The organism is Bradyrhizobium sp. LeoB3 (assembly GCF_055456055.1).
This window is the reverse complement of sequence record NZ_JBVBEF010000005.1, coordinates 78,209-95,200: the sequence shown is the minus strand read 5'-3', so window position 1 is coordinate 95,200 and position 16,992 is coordinate 78,209. Positions and strand designations below refer to the sequence as shown.

General features: G+C 62.2%; 15 protein-coding genes and 2 pseudogenes. 11 read left to right on the top strand and 6 right to left on the bottom strand.

The features are described from left to right. Window positions 1–47: 47 nt before the first annotated feature. Window positions 48–188 (top strand): hypothetical protein, encoded by a 141-nt coding sequence (locus ACZXDY_RS06865; protein ID WP_155255118.1) that lies wholly within the window; start codon window positions 48–50, stop codon window positions 186–188. A gap of 19 nt (window positions 189–207) precedes the next feature. Next, the gene (locus ACZXDY_RS06860) at window positions 208–2,370 is read left to right on the top strand and encodes a heavy metal translocating P-type ATPase (protein ID WP_464344950.1); all 2,163 of its coding nucleotides are present in this window, start codon (window positions 208–210) and stop codon (window positions 2,368–2,370) included. Here ACZXDY_RS06860 and ACZXDY_RS06855 read toward each other — a convergent pair. The 3 genes from ACZXDY_RS06855 to ACZXDY_RS06845 all read right to left on the bottom strand — a co-directional run bounded on the left by ACZXDY_RS06855 (window position 2,345) and on the right by ACZXDY_RS06845 (window position 5,139). Then, window positions 2,345–3,154, bottom strand: coding sequence for a dienelactone hydrolase family protein (locus ACZXDY_RS06855; RefSeq protein WP_464345001.1), 810 nt, complete (start codon window positions 3,152–3,154; stop codon window positions 2,345–2,347). The two genes, ACZXDY_RS06860 and ACZXDY_RS06855, sit on opposite strands and share 26 nt — an antisense overlap. A gap of 467 nt (window positions 3,155–3,621) precedes the next feature. Continuing rightward, window positions 3,622–4,104 (bottom strand): hypothetical protein, encoded by a 483-nt coding sequence (locus ACZXDY_RS06850; protein ID WP_028163210.1) that lies wholly within the window; start codon window positions 4,102–4,104, stop codon window positions 3,622–3,624. Between the two features lie 147 nt (window positions 4,105–4,251). Continuing rightward, complete coding sequence (locus tag ACZXDY_RS06845) at window positions 4,252–5,139, bottom strand: alpha/beta hydrolase (protein ID WP_464344949.1); 888 nt, start codon at window positions 5,137–5,139, stop codon at window positions 4,252–4,254. A gap of 388 nt (window positions 5,140–5,527) precedes the next feature. On the opposite strand from ACZXDY_RS06845, the gene ACZXDY_RS06840 reads away from it, so the two are divergent. The 9 genes and pseudogenes from ACZXDY_RS06840 to ACZXDY_RS06800 all read left to right on the top strand — a co-directional run. Beyond that, the gene (locus ACZXDY_RS06840) at window positions 5,528–6,130 is read left to right on the top strand and encodes a hypothetical protein (protein ID WP_155255119.1); all 603 of its coding nucleotides are present in this window, start codon (window positions 5,528–5,530) and stop codon (window positions 6,128–6,130) included. 26 nt (window positions 6,131–6,156) lie between these two features. Continuing rightward, window positions 6,157–6,750: a hypothetical protein gene (locus ACZXDY_RS06835; RefSeq protein ID WP_464344948.1), complete on the top strand. Its 594-nt coding sequence runs from the start codon at window positions 6,157–6,159 to the stop codon at window positions 6,748–6,750. Between the two features lie 30 nt (window positions 6,751–6,780). Beyond that, window positions 6,781–7,218: pseudogene (locus ACZXDY_RS06830) on the top strand (hypothetical protein); the annotation flags it as partial. A 236-nt stretch (window positions 7,219–7,454) separates the two neighbouring features. Next, on the top strand, window positions 7,455–8,198 hold the full coding sequence (locus tag ACZXDY_RS06825; protein WP_464345003.1) for a Dyp-type peroxidase: 744 nt from the start codon (window positions 7,455–7,457) through the stop codon (window positions 8,196–8,198). Window positions 8,199–8,437: 239 nt separating this feature from the next. Further along, entirely contained in the window at window positions 8,438–9,517 is a 1,080-nt protein-coding gene (locus ACZXDY_RS06820) for a catalase (RefSeq protein ID WP_464344947.1), read from the top strand. Between the two features lie 65 nt (window positions 9,518–9,582). Continuing rightward, window positions 9,583–12,723, top strand: a complete 3,141-nt coding sequence (locus ACZXDY_RS06815) for an AAA family ATPase (RefSeq protein WP_464344946.1) — start codon at window positions 9,583–9,585, stop codon at window positions 12,721–12,723. 312 nt (window positions 12,724–13,035) lie between these two features. Further along, window positions 13,036–13,245, top strand: a complete 210-nt coding sequence (locus ACZXDY_RS06810; protein WP_028163216.1) for a cold-shock protein — start codon at window positions 13,036–13,038, stop codon at window positions 13,243–13,245. Between the two features lie 178 nt (window positions 13,246–13,423). Continuing rightward, window positions 13,424–13,711: a 30S ribosomal protein S21 gene (gene rpsU / locus ACZXDY_RS06805; RefSeq protein ID WP_130229026.1), complete on the top strand. Its 288-nt coding sequence runs from the start codon at window positions 13,424–13,426 to the stop codon at window positions 13,709–13,711. A 387-nt stretch (window positions 13,712–14,098) separates the two neighbouring features. Further along, window positions 14,099–14,497: pseudogene (locus ACZXDY_RS06800) on the top strand (autotransporter outer membrane beta-barrel domain-containing protein); the annotation flags it as partial. 207 nt (window positions 14,498–14,704) lie between these two features. On the opposite strand, the gene ACZXDY_RS06795 reads toward ACZXDY_RS06800, so the two are convergent. From ACZXDY_RS06795 to ACZXDY_RS06785, 3 genes are all read right to left on the bottom strand, one after another. Next, the gene (locus ACZXDY_RS06795) at window positions 14,705–15,319 is read right to left on the bottom strand and encodes a DsrE family protein (protein ID WP_245287251.1); all 615 of its coding nucleotides are present in this window, start codon (window positions 15,317–15,319) and stop codon (window positions 14,705–14,707) included. Beyond that, a complete protein-coding gene (locus tag ACZXDY_RS06790) occupies window positions 15,294–15,842 on the bottom strand; it encodes a hypothetical protein (protein ID WP_464344945.1) in 549 nt (182 codons plus the stop codon). Before ACZXDY_RS06790 ends, ACZXDY_RS06795 begins: the two co-directional genes overlap by 26 nt. 89 nt (window positions 15,843–15,931) lie before the next feature. Further along, window positions 15,932–16,975, bottom strand: coding sequence for a TAXI family TRAP transporter solute-binding subunit (locus tag ACZXDY_RS06785; protein WP_028163220.1), 1,044 nt, complete (start codon window positions 16,973–16,975; stop codon window positions 15,932–15,934). Between the last annotated feature and the right edge of the window lie 17 nt (window positions 16,976–16,992).

Here is a 16,992-nt window from a genome sequence, read left to right as displayed (position 1 = left end):
CATCGTTTCTGCATAGGGGCTGGAACGTCGATTGCAGCGATTTCGAAATGCTGAACACGCTCACCACCGCCGCCTTCACCTTCGTCTTCCTGGGCATCGTCATCGGCCTGGGCGCCGCCTTTGTCCTGATGTTCTGGGAAGTCGAACGGCAATTGACTAGGCCGCGCAACCGCGATCGTCTCGGCTAGAACTCGTCGAGGTGACGTTGTGCCGACCGCCAATCCCTACAGACTGCGTATCGAGGGCATGGATTGCGCCGCGTGTGCGCTCAAGATCGAGAACGCGATGCGTCGGCTGCCTGGAGTCACCGACATAGAGGTCAGCTTTACGACCGGAACGCTCGCCTTCCGGCTCGACGAGGACCGCACTGCGCCGCGTCTCATCGAGGATAAGGTCAGGGCGCTGGGCTATACGCCGGCCGGCATGCCGTCGTCACTGGGAGGGAAGGCGCCGCGGAAGCGGGAACGGCAACCCCTGTGGCGGGGAGCCAAGGGCAGGCTCGTCCTCGGCACAGGCGTCCTGTTTGCATCGGCATTCGTGCTTGCCAGCCTGTTCCCAGGGCTGGAGCGTTGGCTCTATTCGACGGCGGCGGTGGTCAGTGTCCTGCCTTTTGCGCGGCGCGCGGTTGCCGGCACCTTGTCCGGCTCGCCCTTTACCATCGAGACCCTCATGACGACAGCGGCGCTCGGCGCGGTTGCCATCGGCGAAGCCGAGGAGGCGGCTGTTGTCGTCTTCCTGTTCGCGGTGGGCGAATTGCTCGAGACGGTCGCCGCCCGCCGCGCGCGGGCCGGGATCGAAGCGTTGATCGATCTCGTGCCGCGCAATGCCAGACGTCAGCGCGCGGCTTCTCTCGATGTCGAGGAGGTTCCGGTCGATGATCTCGCGGTCGGCGATGTCGTGGTGGTTCGCCCCGGTGATCGCGTGCCCTCGGACGGCACCGTGATCGACGGCTCCTCGGAGGTCGATGAGTCACCGGTGACCGGCGAGTCCGTCCCCGTTCTCAAAGAAATCGGCGCGAACGTGTATGTCGGCAGCATCAATGCCAATGGCGAACTGCGTGTCGAGATCGCGCGTGTCGCCACCGACAACACCATTGCCCGCATCATCCACATGGTGGAAGAAGCGCAGGAGTCGAAGGCGCCGACGGCGCGCATGATCGACCGTTTCAGCCGTTGGTATACGCCCGCCGCCATGCTCGTCGCGCTGCTTGTCGTCCTGATCCCGCCGCTCGTCTTCGGTGGCGACTGGATGACCTGGACCTACCGTGGCCTCGCCACGCTGCTGATCGCCTGTCCCTGCGCATTGGTGATCTCCACTCCGGCCGCCATCGCGTCCGGCCTCGCCTCCGGTGCCCGGCAGGGATTGTTGATCAAGGGCGGAGCCGCGCTCGAGACGCTGGGCAAGGTCAGGACGGTCGCCTTCGACAAGACGGGCACACTTACGCGTGGTCGTCCGCAGGTGACGGATGTCGTCGCGATGGTTGCGGACGAGCACATGGTTCTGGCCAAGGCGGCGGCGGTCGAACGCAGCACCAGTCACCCGCTCGGGCGCGCCATCATCGACGAAGCCGAGAGACGCGGGCTGGACCTTCCCGCCACCTTCGGCGGCGGTGTCGTGACGCCTGGCAAAGCGGTGACGGCACGTCTGAGAAGCGGCTTCGCCTCGGTCGGTTCGCCCCGGTTCGCGAGCGAGCAGGCGAGCGTCGATCCCGGCGTCGTCGAAAGGATCAGCGCGCTCGAAGGCGAGGGCAAGACGGTGGTCGTCCTGCTGTCCGGCAAGGTGGTCGAGGGGCTGATCGCGCTCCGCGACGAGCCGCGAGAGGATGCGCATGAAGGCGTCAAACGGCTGACCGATAGCGGTGTCCGCACGATCATGCTGACTGGCGACAATGCCCGCACCGCCGATGACATCGCCGGTCATGTCGGGCTTGAGGCGCGTGCCGGGCTTCTGCCCGACGCCAAGCTCGCGGAGATCGGGCGGCTCAAGGAGGCCGGTCCGGTTGCGATGGTCGGCGACGGCATCAACGATGCGCCGGCACTCGCTACGGCTTCCGTCGGCATTGCCATGGGCGGCGGAACGGACGTGGCGCTGGAGACCGCGGACGCGGCCCTGCTCAAGAACCGTGTCGTCGGTGTTGCCGAGCTGATCGCCCTGTCGCGAGCGACGCTCGGCAACATCTGGCAGAACATCACGATCGCGCTCGGCCTGAAGGCGGTGTTCCTTGCTACCACTCTGTTCGGCGTGACCACCTTGTGGATGGCCATCCTCGCCGATACCGGCGCCACCGTGCTCGTCACCGCCAACGCGCTGCGCCTCTTGGCGCACCGCTTTGCAGATGGCGGCCTCAGCTCAGCACGCCGTATTTCTTGAACCAGGCCTGCATCTGCGCCCACGCGTCTTCGGCGGCTTCCTTGCGATAGCTCGTACGATAATCGGCATGGAAGCCGTGCGGTGCCCCCGGATAGATCTTGAACTCCGCGGTCTTCTTGTCCGCGGCGAGCGCCGCCTTGAACGCTTCGACCTGCGAGACCGGGATGCCGGTGTCGGCTTCGCCATAGAAGCCGATCACCGGCGCCTTCATCTCGGGTGCAAGCTGCATCGGGCTCTTCGGCCAAACCGGGTTCTGCGGATCGACCGGCGGACCATAGAACGAGGCGCCCGCCTTCAGCGCGGGGTTGTGAGCGGCATATTCCCAGACCGTGCGTCCGCCGCGGCAGAAGCCGGCAATGCCGAGGCGGGAGGTGTCGCCGCCTTGCGATTTCGCCCAGGCCACGGTGGCGTCGAGGTCGGACAGGAGCTCGGCGTCCGGCTTGGCGTTCACGAGCGGCAGGAGCTGCTGAATGTCGGTGATCTTGGTGAGATCGCCCTTGCGGAAATAGTAGTCGGGCGCCACCGCAAACGCGCCGAGCTTGGCGAGCCGGCGCGTCACGTCCTTGATGTATTCGTGCAGACCGAAAATCTCCATCGCGACCAGGATGACCGGCGGATTGCTGACGCCGGCTGGCCGCGCGAAATAGGCGGGCATCTCGCCATCGGCCACCTTGATCTTGGCCTCGCCCGCAGTGAGGCCGGCGGGATCGGTCTTGATCACGTCGGCCCGCACGGGACCGGCGGCGAGGGTGTAGCCGGCTGCAACGGCGGCCGAAGCCGTCATGAAGCCGCGGCGCGAGAAGGGGGCGGTTTTTGTCAGTCCGATGATATCCGAAGGCAGGGATTCAGCGCGCATGCGGGGCCTCATTTCAAAATGTTTTGCAGACCATCGACCCGATCGAGGGGTGGGCGAGACCGGGTTCAAAAGCGGCGGCATTCAGCAAGCAAAGCCTGCCGCTGGCAAGTCACCAGCGTGAGAGGCGGCCAAAGCGATCGGTGAAAAGGGCCACCCGTGGCGGAAGCGGGGCCCTCTAAAAGAACAAGGCCGTTGACGCAGTATACCGCCAACGACCTTGCCAGCCCCGGATATTGAAATCGGCTCACGCCATCCGGTAGGCGGCACCTTGCCCCGGAATCAGGTTCCCGAATGTGAACTAGTTCACAAAGTCGGCGAAAAAAACCGTATCGAGATTCGGCAGCGACGGTGGATATGTCCCGCGGGTCAGGGGTTTGGCGGTGATTTCGACCGACTCAGCCGCGGCGCTTGCGTCCGCTGCGAATCGCGTGCGACCGGGATCGTTTGCGGACGGGTTCGGCCGCCGGCTCATTGGCCTGGGCGCTGGCGAAGGATTGCCTCAAGCCCTCGACCGCTTCGGTCAGTGCCGTGACCTGCTCGGACAGCTTCTTCGTATCGGCCTGCTGGGAGGCGAGCATCCGGCGCATGGCCTGCAACTGGTCCTGCACCATCTGGAGCTGGTCGATTGATTCCTGCTGGGTCGCTTCCAACCCCTTGGTTTTCTCGACGAGCTGCTCGGACACCTGCGCGGTGCGGGCCTGCAATTGCCGGCTGGCGATGACCCGATCGGACTCCGGCGATGTGCCGGTAGTGACCCGGTACAGCGCGATCGCGCCGATCCCGAACAGGACCAGAAAGAGCCCGACGGCGGTGACCGCAATCGGCTGCACACCAATGCGCAAGGCGCTGGTGGAATTCCCGGGGGTGAGGTCCATCATTCGACACCAAACCGGACTAATTCTAAAGGTTCCGAATACCACAACCTCAGCGCGCCTAAAACCCCGTGATTTGTCCCGTATTGGTACGCATTGGCGCTAAAAACCTGCGAAATCGAGGTTTTTTGGCTCAAGCGACCACCAGACGCGCTATGCCAAACGGGCACGGATGAATTGCTCCGCCCTGGAAAGGGCGTGGCGGCCGGAGCTAAGCTTCGCATTCCATAGCGGCCACGCGTGGATCATGTGGGGCCAGATCTCCAGCGTCACCTCGACCTCGGCAGCGCCGGCCGCCTCAGCGAGCCGCGTGGCATCCGCCAGCAACGTCTCCGCCGATCCGACCTGGATCAGCATCGGGGGATAGCCAGTGAAATCGCCAAACAAGGGCGAGATCAGCGGTGAACTGCGATCGGTGGTGACAGGCACATAGGCGTCCGCAAGCTCTTCCAGATAGGTCTTGTGGATGAGCGGATCGACAGCGTCCTTGGTGCCAAGGGTTGCGCCGGACATCGTGAGATCGGTCCATGGCGAGAGCAGCCAGGCGCAGCCGGGCAAGTCCTCGCGGTCTCTCAGCAAGTGGCCGATCAGTCCGAGCGTAAGATTGCCGCCGGCACTGTCGCCGCCGACGGCGATGCAGTGCGCCGGAATGCCCTGCCTGCGCAGGAAGTGCCAAGCCTTCATCGCATCCTCATGCGCGGCGGGATAGGGGTGCTCGGGCGCGCGGCGGTAATTGATGGCGAGCGTTCGAACGCGCGCGGCGCGCCCGGCTTCACTGACCAATCTGCGGTGGCTCAGGATCGATCCGGAGCAGTAGCCGCCGCCATGGAAATAGAGCAGCACGCGCGATGGCTCGCTGCCTGGCGTCAGCGACCATTCGCCTGCCACGCCGTCGCAATCGACTGTTTCAAGCTTCACGTCATCGGCCACCGGCCAGACCGAACCCACTTCATCGAGGCGTTCGCGCCGCTCGGCCCATCCGACCGGCCGCGGTTTTGACGAAAGCAGCGCGCGAATGGCGTCGATTTCATTGGTTGCCACGGCTTGTTTCCTGCTGATTGCGCCGACCACGTCTATGGTTGGTCACGCCAGCGCCGGAAAGGTTGCTCACCGGAGCGGCATCGCGCAGTCGCAGACGGGATTGCTCACGTGATCGAAGCTGTCGGTACGCTCTCGATGAACTGCGCGATCACATGGATAGTCACGCTGTATGACAGACCTTTGATGCTTGCCGGCATTAGCAAGCCATGACGAATGTGCGAGAGTCAGTTGTGCACGACACCATTCATTGCACTGGACGGAGCAGTGACTTTCGATAATAGTAATAACGTTATTACCTGACGTTGTACTATTCCCTAAGGTATTGTTATACAGGTGGACCCGGCGTCGTGTCTCGCCGAGTCCACAATGATTCATGGCGAGACGTTGCATGGCTGATCGCGCACGTAATCAGTATGGATTGGGCAAAGCCGTAACTTTCAACGTGATAACGCCGATGACGCGCTTCGGCACCCTTGTCGTCGGAGTGTTGCTGTCGATCTTCGATCGCTTCAAATCGACCCAAGTCACGGCCAAGGAGCTGGCGTTTCTGCCCTTTGTTCACTGGGTTGTCGTCAAGCGCGACAGTTTTCCGCGGGTGAGCGACAGCCAGCCGGCGGAAGATTTGCACTACGATTATTTGTTCTTTCTGAGCACCTTCAACGGTCCCTGGGGACCTTACATCGAAGCCTTCGCCGACGTGCTCTACAAACCGCTCGACCTGGTCTGGTTCTGGAGCGTCGGATATCCGTTCGCCCGTCCGGTCGGGCCGCTCAAGGCCTATATCCAGCGCAATCAGATCGAGTCGGATCATTCCTATAGCGCCTATCCGGGCGCATCCGTGCGCGATGTGCGCGCAGCACTCGAACTGCGCAACGAAGTCGAGAAGCTTTTTCAAAATTCGGGCGGACTGTCTCCCGAACGGTTTGCGGTCGAGTTCGATCGCTTGCTGATCAGCGTGCAGAACAAGCTCGGTACATTTGGACCAGTGTAGCAGGCCGGTCGAACGGAGTTCGCGACGTGGCTAATCAAAACGGTGAGAAGTACGGCTTCACAGGCCTGTTTCCGATTGCAACCAATCAATCGGACGATCTGAGAGCATTTCTGCGCACGCTGGATGACCCGCGAGCCTATCCGCGCGGCTCGCCTTTGAGCCATGTGCCGATCATCCACATGGCGCGAATGTTCATTGTCGACCGTCTCGCCTATCAAGGCACGCCGGCGAAGTTCGATGCGCTCAAGTCGGACTATCTGGTGTTCATGTGCGAATTCGATGGCGAGAGCGTCGATCCTTTGGTCCTGGCCCTGGCCGGCAATATCCCGAACGAAGTCGCGACCATTTGGGGACGCTGCCTTGGCTTCCCAGGTATCCATCGGCGCGATCTGCTCTCCGGATATTTCGGGCGGTGCCAGCTCAAGACCACTCTGTTTCTGGCGGACCAGCCGGAGGCGAGCGTAAGCGAGATTCTCATGGCGCTGCTGTGCCGACGCCGCCTCGGCGAGTTCGTCAGGCTTGTTCAAACCAATCCACGGCCTCCCGAAGTGCTCCAACGAGAGTTCAGGCAAATGTGGGAGGGTCTCCAGAACGAGAGGCTGTCCCCGGGAGATTTGTGAGTACGCAACGATCAGAGCAGGGGTCTGGCGATGCTCAACCTTACCAATATTCAAGGCAACATTCTTCGCGGTTACGCCTCGTTTCCGCACGCGCAGTTCTTGTTCTTCGAGATCCAAAACGCTGATGATGCCAGGGCGTTCATCCAGCGGCTGCTCGAGACCAACGCCGTCACGCCGGCACTTTGGCGCGCAAAGCCGGACGCCACCCTCAACATCGCCTTCACCTTTGAAGGCCTCCGCGCCCTTGGCCTGCCTACGGAAAGTCTCGCGACGTTTCCTTGCGAGTTTCAGGAGGGCATGAAACCTCGTGCGAACGAACTCGGTGACATCGACGAAAGTTCACCGGAGCACTGGGACGATCCCTGGAAGACGCATCGCGTTCATGTGCTGATCTCGATCTACGGCCGGACAGAGCCGGCGCTCGCGGCGCACTGTCAACAGCTCAGGGATTCGCTGCCGCACGGCGTGCAGGAATTGAAGGACAGTCAGCCGGCGGGGCTGCTGCACATCAACGGTGAACAGACTCGAAAGGAGCACTTCGGTTTTCTCGACGGCTTGAGCAACCCGCGATCGAGGGGGTTCCTGACGACGGTGGCAGGGATCGTCAGGACGTTGGCAATCCGGATGAGAAGGGGCGATTTCGCAAGATCCCGCTTGGGGAGTTTCTTCTCGGCCACCCGGGTGAGGGCGGCGAGATGGCTCCAATGCCGCTGCCGCACCTTCTCGCGCACGATGGCACCTATCTCGTGTACCGCAAGCTGGAGCAGGACGTCGTTCGTTTCCGTCGCTACCTTGATGATCAGGCGGACGCATTTGCCCGCACCATTCCCGGTCCTCTGCCGGATGGCGTCAGCCCGCAGAAGTTTCTTGCCGCCAAGATGATGGGGCGATGGCAGGATGGCTCTTCGTTGATCGAACACCCCGACGCCCCTCGCGAGGACAGGCGCAATGCATTCGGCTACGCCGGCGATCCCGCAGGCGCACGCTGTCCGCTTGGTGCACATGTGCGGCGTGCCAACCCGCGCGATGCGTTTGGCTTCGGCGGCAAGACGATGAGCCGACACCGCTTGATCCGGCGCGGAATCGCCTATGGCAAATTCCTGCCAAAGGGCGAGGAGCAGAGCCCGCAGAGCCAGGAAAAGCGTGGCATCATTTTCATTGCGCTCAATTCCGGATTCGACCAGTTCGAGTTCGTGCAGCAGAAATGGATGAATTTTGGCGACGATTTCGAGCAGGGCAACGATACCGACCCGATCGCCGGCAATCGTCCAACCATCGGCGGTCGTCAAAGCGCGCAAATGATGATCCCGGGCGACGAAGCCACGGGACGACGCCCCTTCATCTGCTTTGACATCCCGCGCTTCGTCACGACCAAGGGCGGCGACTATTTCTTCGTTCCGAGTCTGGCCGCGCTCGGCCTATTGGCGTCTGGCCGAGTCGTCGCATGAACCGGGACACGATCCAACACTGGCTGCGCGGCCGCCGCCGAGACGGTGAGGTTTTTTTCGCGCAGGCGCCGCGCGAAGATCCGACTGTTCAGTCGTTCCGGGTGGTGCGCGATTTCCAGCGATTCTGGCAAATGCTCCGCGGATCAGCGCAATCCGCTCCGGCGCCGGCGCGGAGCTCGGAGGCGACGCCGACAAGATATGAAGAGCTCGCGAACGCGCTGGAGCTGCAGGATCGACCGATGCCGCTCACGAAATTCGAGCGCGCCGTGCCGGGCGAGGCAACCCTGATCGCCAACATGGCGCGTATTGCCGCAAACCTTGTCATCAAGAACTACTGTGAGATGAAGGCATCGGACGCTTCCGCCTGTGCGATGCGCGACCAGCATGCAAAGGCCCATGGTTGCGTCGATGCGGAGTTTATCGTCCGCGACGATCTTCCGGCAGAGTTCTCGACACCGCTGTTTCGACCGGGCGCCCGGTACCCGACGATTGTCCGGTTCTCCAACGGACAGGGCCAGCCACAGAGCGACCGCAAGCCTGACGGTCGCGGCATGTCCATCAAACTCTTCGATGTCGCGGGCGAGTCCATTCTGCGCGGTCTCGAGCCCGGCAGAACGCGGGCCGGCGAGCACGATTTCTTGCTGAGCAGCTTCCCGGTGTTCTTCTGCAAGAATGTGGTCGATTATTCCGAGTTGATGGAAGCCGTTGCGGCGCCGAGCGGGACCTCGCGCGAAAAGTTTAAGCGGCTCCTCAAATGGATTGTGTTTGCCATTCGCAATCGTCGCCAGTTCGCCACGTTTATTCGCACCGCTCTCGTCAGGATCGGCAATCCGCTGACTGCGACCTATCACAGCATGTCACCTTATTTGTTAGGTGAGGAGCATGTCATGCGCTATATGGTCGGTCCGGTGCAGCGTCAGGATGACGTCCCGTCGTGGTGGCGTCTCCTTTTCGGATCGCTATCGGAGAAGTTTCTCCAGGAGGCGATGCTTCGCGATCTCAGGCCGACGCCACCTGGAGATGATATCGTGTTCGATTTCGCGGTGCGGGTGCGCCATTCGGCCAAACCGGAAGAGGTCGAGAACGCTCTCCTGCAGTGGACCCGTCCCCAGGATCGGACCGTGTCGATCGGAGAGATCAGGATTCCAAGGCAGAATTTCCTGACGCCGGATCGGGTTTTCGATGGCGAACGCATGATGTTCAGCCCGTGGAACTGCTTGCAGCAGCACCGACCTCTCGGTAGCATCAACCGGATGCGGCTTGCCGTGTACCTTGCATCCCTGCAGGTACGGCGGAAGCTCAACATGGTTGGACCTTGAGCGGGCAGGCGAAACCGGACCAATTTGATGGACCTCGGCTGGTTGCGGCGCTGCCAAACAACGAAATGGCAGGGCTCCACGCTGAGCGCCGACAGCTTACCGTCGTATTTGTCGATCTCATCGGCTCGACGCCGCTGAGCGAGCGGATCGATCCCGAGGAGTTCTTCGCGGTCATCCGAACCTATCGCGATCTCTGTAACGAGCAGATTTGCCGCTATGGCGGTCACATCGCCAGAATGATCGGCGACGGGTTGCTCGCCTATTTCGGCGTCCCCCAGGCGCACGAAAACGATCCCGAGCGTGCCGTGCGCGCTTCGCTCGCCATCACCGCCGCCATCAAGGAGCGGGAATTCCAGATGTCGGATGGCAGCTTCCTCCGGCTGCGGGTGAGGATCGGGGTCAACACCGGGCCGGTGGTCGTCGGCAGCGTGCCGGGCGAGCCCTCCGAGCGGCGGGAAGTGTTCGGCAGCTCGGTGCACGTCGCAGCCCGGCTTCAAGGTCTCGCCGGCGAGAACGCGGTGGTCATCGGTTCAGGCACCCATGAGTTGATCCGCGGCATGTTCGATTGCGAGCCCCTGGGCAAGCGCCGGCTGAAGGGCGTCGAGGAGCCGGCCGAGGCCTGGCGCGTGAACGGCGTTTCGCCGGGCGAAAGCAGGTTCGACCGCGCGCGAACCTTGCCGCTGCCGCCGATGATCAACCGATACGATGAACGCGCGCTGCTGGCCGAGCTGTGGGAGCAGAGCCTCGGCGGAGCAGGACGCGTCGGCGTCATCTCCGGCGAGCCTGGCATCGGCAAGTCGCGCCTGATCCGCGAGTTCAGAAGCTCGCTCGACCGGTCCGCGGTTGATGTTCTCTCCGTTCAGTGTTCGCCGTTCCACGTCAATACGCCGCTTGCGCCGGAAATCGAGCGGTTGAAGCGCGCAACGGGCATCCACGAAACCGACGACCCGCGGCTGTCGCTGGCGAAATTGCGTCACCTGCTGGGAAGAGCCGGTTTCGATGTCGGGCAGGCGCTTCCCTATTACGGGTCACTGCTGTCGATCCCGGCGTGCGAAGGATACGAGCCTGCCGATCTCCGTTCTCCTTCCGAGCGTGCGCGTGCCTTCCAGGTGATAACAGAAGTTCTCGTTGCGGCGTCACGAAGGAAGCCCGTCCTGTTCATCGTCGAGGACGTCCAGTGGATTGATCCGACGAGCGTCGACCTTCTCTCGCGGGTGATCACTCGCTGCGCGCGCGAGCGAGTGCTGTACCTGGTCACGCATCGCGACGACTACGAGGCTGGCTGGCTGTCGGGTCCATCCATCAAGCGCATCACTCTGCAAAAACTTGCAGCAGACGAATGCGAGCGGATGGTTGCCGCCGTTGCCGGCGTCGCGTTTCTTCCCCGGATCACCAGCCAGATCGTCGAGAGGACCGACGGCGTGCCTCTCTTCATCGAGGAGTTCACGCGGGCGGTGGTGGATTCCGGGGCGATCGAGAGCGCCACCGACCATGGCAAATTGCCAGGGCCGCTGGTGCCGGCGAGCGTCCACGATTCCCTGATGGAGCGTCTTGACCGGCTGGGTACCGCCAAGCGCGTGGCCCAGATCGCCTCCGTATTCGGGCGGCAGTTCGATTATCGCGGCATTTTCAGCCTGCTTCCGGATCAGGACGAGTCGCTGATATCAGCGCTTGAGGCTCTGGAGCGGGCCGGGATCGTGTACCGCATCAACGAAGACGAAGGCACGCTATACGCTTTCAGGCACGCGATGATTCAGGAAGCGGCGTATTCCTCGCTGCTGAAGGAGGATCGGCGCAAGCTGCATGCGCGCGCGGCGTCCTGGCTGCGGCAGCAGACCGACATCGGGGAGAGCAGCGATCCTGCCGTGCTGGGCTATCATTACGCGCAGGCAGAAAACATTCCGGAAGCCATCGATGCCTGGCTGCAGGCGGGCAAGTCCGCGCTCAGCCGATCGGCCACCAAGGAGGCGGTGGCGCATCTGCGCGAGGGCCTCTCTTTGCTGTCGAAGCTGTCAGCTTCGTCACGCCGCTACGAGGCCGAGATCGCGCTGCAATCCAACCTTGCGATGGCCTACACCGCGATTGCGGGCTGGTCCGATCCGAACGTCTACGAGCCCTATCATCGGGCGCTGAAGCTCTCCGGCAGCCATGGCACGATCCGCGAGAAGACCGCTGTCCTCTGGGGTGTCGCGGTGGCCGAGCTGGTCAATTGCGAACTCACCAAAGCGCTCGAGCATTCGCAGGACTTCCTCCGGCGAGCCGAGGAGTGGCGCGACGGTGAGGCCATCCTCATGGCATCCACCGCGGCACTGATCGTCAATTTCTTCACCGGCCGTTTGAAGGAAGCACGCGAATTGGCTGTCGCGATTGAAGCGCGCTACAATCCGCGTGAGCACGGCAAGCTGGTTCAAACCTATCAGCACGATCCTCTGGTCGTTGCGCTCGTCTATTCCGGACATATCGAATGGCTGCTCGGCCGGCCCAACCGGGCCAGGGAGTGCTGTGAATCAGCAAGGCGGCTGGCGAACGAGATCGGTCATCCCTTCATGATCGCGCTCGCCCACATACTTGGCGTCGGCGATCACTGGTATGACGGAGACCTCGCAGCCAATCTGGCCTGCGTCGAGCACGGGATGAAGGTCGCCGCCGACTACGGCTATCCGATGTACCAGGTCATCGGTCCGCTATGGGCGACCTCGGCGCTGGCGGCGCGCGGCCCTGCGCCGGTCGTGCTCGAGAAGCTCTCCGGCCTGATCGGCAGACTGCCGGCGGAGAATCGATGTATTCAGATGCCGCTCTATAAGGCTCTGCTCGCCACCGAGCTCGGACGGATCGGGCAGAAGGACAGGGCGCTTGCATTGGTGACTTCGGCCGAGTCCCTGATCAAGCAGACCGGCGAACGTTGGCACGCCCCGGAGATCTACCGGATCCACGGTTCGCTGCTGCACGCCGAACCACATCGCGACGACGCTGCCGCCCTCCGCCTGTTCAGGCGCTCGCTCGCCTATGCGAAGAAGCTCGAAGCCGTCGGCTGGGAATTGCGGACCGCAATCGACCTCGCACGCCTCCTGATGGACCGAAAAGACAGGCGGCGCAGCCTGGCCGAGGCACGCGAGGTGCTAGCGTCAGCGCGAGCAAAGTTCCCGTCTGCCGAGACATCGGCCGATCTGCGACAGGCGGATGAGCTGCTGCGGCAGTTGACGTAGGGCTTGAATCCATAAACGCTGAGTGATGGCGGACATCCGCCTTTGGCATGCGCTTCACACGTTGCCCGGCGTGGCGAGCGCATGGGCTCGTCGCGATGCATGGCATCAACCGTACAACCCTCGCGCAGTCGAAAAGGAACCCTTGAAGGGACCCTTGTGTTCTCGGAGAAACTGTATACGTTGTTGTTGTTCGATTAGCCGTTGTGCCTTGTTGAATGGTCCAGGCGGCCCTTTTCCAGAGACATCGTCGGATTGAATTCGGGATTCGTGCGAATGCACGCGGGACGCGCGTTTGCGCCTTGGAGAAATGTTATGGCTACAGGTACTGTGAAGTGGTTCAACGGGCAAAAGGGTTTTGGATTTATTCAGCCCAATGACGGCGGAAACGATGTGTTCGTTCACATCAGTGCGGTCGAGCGGGCCGGGCTTTCTGGACTCGCTGAAGGGCAGCGAGTGAACTACGAAGTCAAGACCGACCCGAAGCGTGGCAAGGTCAGCGCCGAGAACCTCTCGCTGGCGTAAGTAGCTTTCGTCATTCCACGGACGTGCTGGGATGACTGTGCAGCCTGCTCGATCTCGGGATTGAGCGGGCTTTTGTGCGTGCTAGATGGTCGGGATTTACCTCGACGGAGTCGTCGTAACGCTTCGGCTGCCGCGACTTCGGCCAACTTGGCGCAGCAACTTTGATGGAGCAATAACCGTGCAAGTAATCGTTCGCGACAACAACGTCGACCAGGCGCTTCGAGTTCTGAAGAGGAAGATGCAGCGCGAGGGCGTATTCAGGGAAATGAAACGTCGTCGTTCTTACGAAAAGCCCTCGGAAAAGAAGGCCAGGGAGAAATCTGACGCCGTGCGTCGTGCCCGCAAGCTTGCTCGGAAACAGGCCATTCGCGAGGGGCTCATTGCCGCGCCACCTAAAAAGGAAAGAGTCCCGAGCAAGCATCCGCAAGTGCTGCCCGCCACTACTGGCGGCACGCGAGGGACCTAACAAGCGTGCCGTGTCCGCAACGGCTCGGTAACGCAGACGCCTGGTCAGCTCGCAAGCTATGGACGAGGAGGGAAGGACGACCCGCACTCAGACGCTAAGGATCAGGGACAGGCTATGGAAGATCCGACTCCTACGGCTATGACGGTTCCAATTTCGCCGAACATGCGCCGACGTCGTGGCGCCTGCCGGAGAAACACTGGCCGAACTGAGTCGGGTCATGAAGCGACATAGGCGACATGGCAATTCCAAACACGAATCCATTCCTTCGAACTTTATCGAATCCGCGTGGGCAACCCGCTATTGCAGCAAAGCCTCGCTGGTCCACGTAATCGCTCACGGCAGGGGTCATCTACCCTTTAGGGTAGTGACCAGATCGCCGTTCATTGCAGCCTTGACCTGCCGGCCTACGCCGAGCGGAGCCTTGTCGGCGGCGGGCTGTTCGCACTGAACTATGCCGCCCAGACCACGACCGACACCCGCACCGAGCTCGGGCTGCGCACCGACAAATCGCTCGCGATGATGGACGGCGTGCTGACGCTGCGCGGCCGGCTGGCGTGGGCGCATGATTACAATCCCGATCGCGCGGTGAGTGCGATCTTCCAGTCGCTGCCGGGCAGAAGCTTCGTCGTGAACGGCGCGCGGCCGGCTCCCGATTCCGCGCTCGTCAGCGCCAGCGCCGAGCAGAACTGGCTGAACGGCTTCTCGTTCGCCGCAACCTTCGAAGGCGAGTTCTCCGGCAACGTCACCAGTTGCGCCGGCAAGGGCGTCCTCAAATATAGCTGGTGAACAGCTCTCCGCTGTCATCGTCCGCCACCGGGTCGGCCGAATGGCCGCCCGATGACAGGCTCCGGCGGACGATCCAGTATCCCAGAGGCGACTGAGCTTAAGCCGAGAGGCCGCCGGATACTGGATGCCCCGCCTTCGCGGGGCATGACGATGGAGTGCGTGAGCGGTGGCCCCGGGGCGGCGATCACGTCAACGCAAGACGGTGTCTCACAGTTTGACGTAGCTCCAGCCTTGTTCCTGCAGCTCCAGGACGCGGACGACGCCGGATTTCACAATCGTCGCCTGTGGAACGAGATTGATATCCTTGTTCTCCGCCTTACGCATGTTTTCCCGGGTATTGCCGCAGGCTTTAAAGGAGATTTCCGGGTTGCTCATTGCGAGCCCCTCGATGCGCGCCTTCACCGGAGAGGTGTCATCGCGCAGCATGTGAAGGCCAGGGCCAAACGTGACAACCTCAATCGACACGTCTTCACCGAGATTGCGGTAGTATTGCGCGACGTTGGTCGCATTGTTCAGTGCGAGATTCATCATCGCAGGGTCGTTGGAATTGACCTGCAGCAGGAGCTGATGCGGCTTCTTGGGGATCTCGGTGGGTTTTGTCATCAGCACCAGTTTCTGCTTGCTCGCCTGCTTCTGCGTGCTCAGCCGGTACTGCTTACTTGCTTGCGGCCTCACGTGATCGTCTGGCTGCGCTTGCGTGGTCGGCGCGATCAGGAGCGACATCGCCAAGCTGGCAATGGCTGCTACCGCCAGATTTCCAATTCTGATCATCTTGCTTCTCCCTGTCCCATGACCATCAGTCGCCTGGTCTGGCGACGGCATGTGGCCATCTGCACGCCGCCGCGAGTTTTTCGCGCACAGTCTTCAATCCGCCGAGCAGGAAATGCGCCTCCTGAGCCGCGCCGGTGCGGGTGGAAAGACGGACGGCGATGTCGCCCTCTTCGGGCAACGATTGCAGCAGGCGCACGACGTCACCCCGGAAAGCGGCACCGGGCCCGAATGATGGCGAGGCGGCCGCAAGCTGCACCGGCGGATTCGCATTGACGCGGTAGGAGATGGTGTATTCCTCGGCACGGCCTGATACCGCCGGTCCTGCGAGCACGAGCTCGGTGCGGCCTTTGCGGCAGTGGATCGCGAGTTGCGTCGCGGTGCTATCCGACTCACCGTGAGCGGATGTGGTGGCGGTGACGATCGGCGAATAGTCCACCGGCGATGTGGTCTCGCTGAGCAGCCAGTTGTCGTACGGCGCCGGGCGACCAGGCGGCGCTATCTTACGTGATAGATCGTCCAGACATTGTAGCCGGGCCGGCCCCTCCATCACCGAGCACGCCCGAAGATTTGTCATCGGATCGTTCGTGCTTTGAGCGTAGGCGATGCCGCAAGCCATTTTGCAAGCCATTTTGAACGTGACGGCGAGGGGAAAAGCAGCGACCTTCATCGAGGCGCCTGTGCGCTGCGCGCCTTGCGATCCAGCCATTCCTGCGCGGCCGGGAAACGGGTCAGTCCGGGGACGGTCGCTGCGAGATTGATCGACTGCCATTTCGGGTCAAAGCCTGGCGCCTGCAGGCGGTCTACTCGCGAGAACAGGTAGTCGACGAAGCGCGCGACGCGTTGATAATGGTTCGACCGCGGCGGCCAATTGAACGCGACAAGCGCGGTCGGCACCGCGATCGTCGACACCCGCTCGCCCTGCTTGATCAGATTGGGATACTCATTTGTCTCCAGTGTCGCGGGCAGGTAGTAGTCCTCGAACTTGCTGTCGTATTGGACCGGGAGAAACCTGAATCCTGCCTCCCACCGGCCGCGCACGAAGGCGTCGACCGGTTTCGACGTGATGAACACCACCGCCGCCATCTCACCTTTGCGCATCTGTTCGAGGGCGAGCTGATGGGGAATGAACGTCTTCTCGACCTCGATGCCGAGACGACTGAAGATCAGCGGTCCCGAATAGGCGGCTGCGGTGCCCTTCGTGTTGAAGTTCACTTTCTTGCCGGCGAGATCCTGCAGACCTGTGATTTCCGGTCGGACGAAAATATGCAGCTCGGACGGGAAGAGATTGAGCAGGTAAGTGATGCGGTTTCGGATCTGCGGCACTTGAATCTTGTACTCTTCGAGCGCGTCGGAGTTGATGATCGCGGTATCGACGCCGCGCAGATAGAGCAGCGAGTTCAGATTCTCGGTGGCGCCCCGGGTGACGATCGGTAGCAGATGCATGTTTGCTCCGTCATCGACGACGCGGGCCATTTCCGCAGCCAGGCGAATTGGTGCTCCCTCCAGCAAGCCGCCAGCGAGCCCGACGGTCCAAGCGTTCATGCGGTCTTTTTCGGTCCCCAGCGGCAAGGGCCGTCGAGCCACTTGTGCATTGCCCTTGGAGGGTTGCGCGGTCTGTGCGTCCAAGTCAGCCGGTTGAAGCATCATGGCGGCCAGCACCAGCGCGGCAAGCAGGAGCAACGAGCGTGACCTTGGCAGCGTGTTCATGTCAGTCCCCCTCTTGA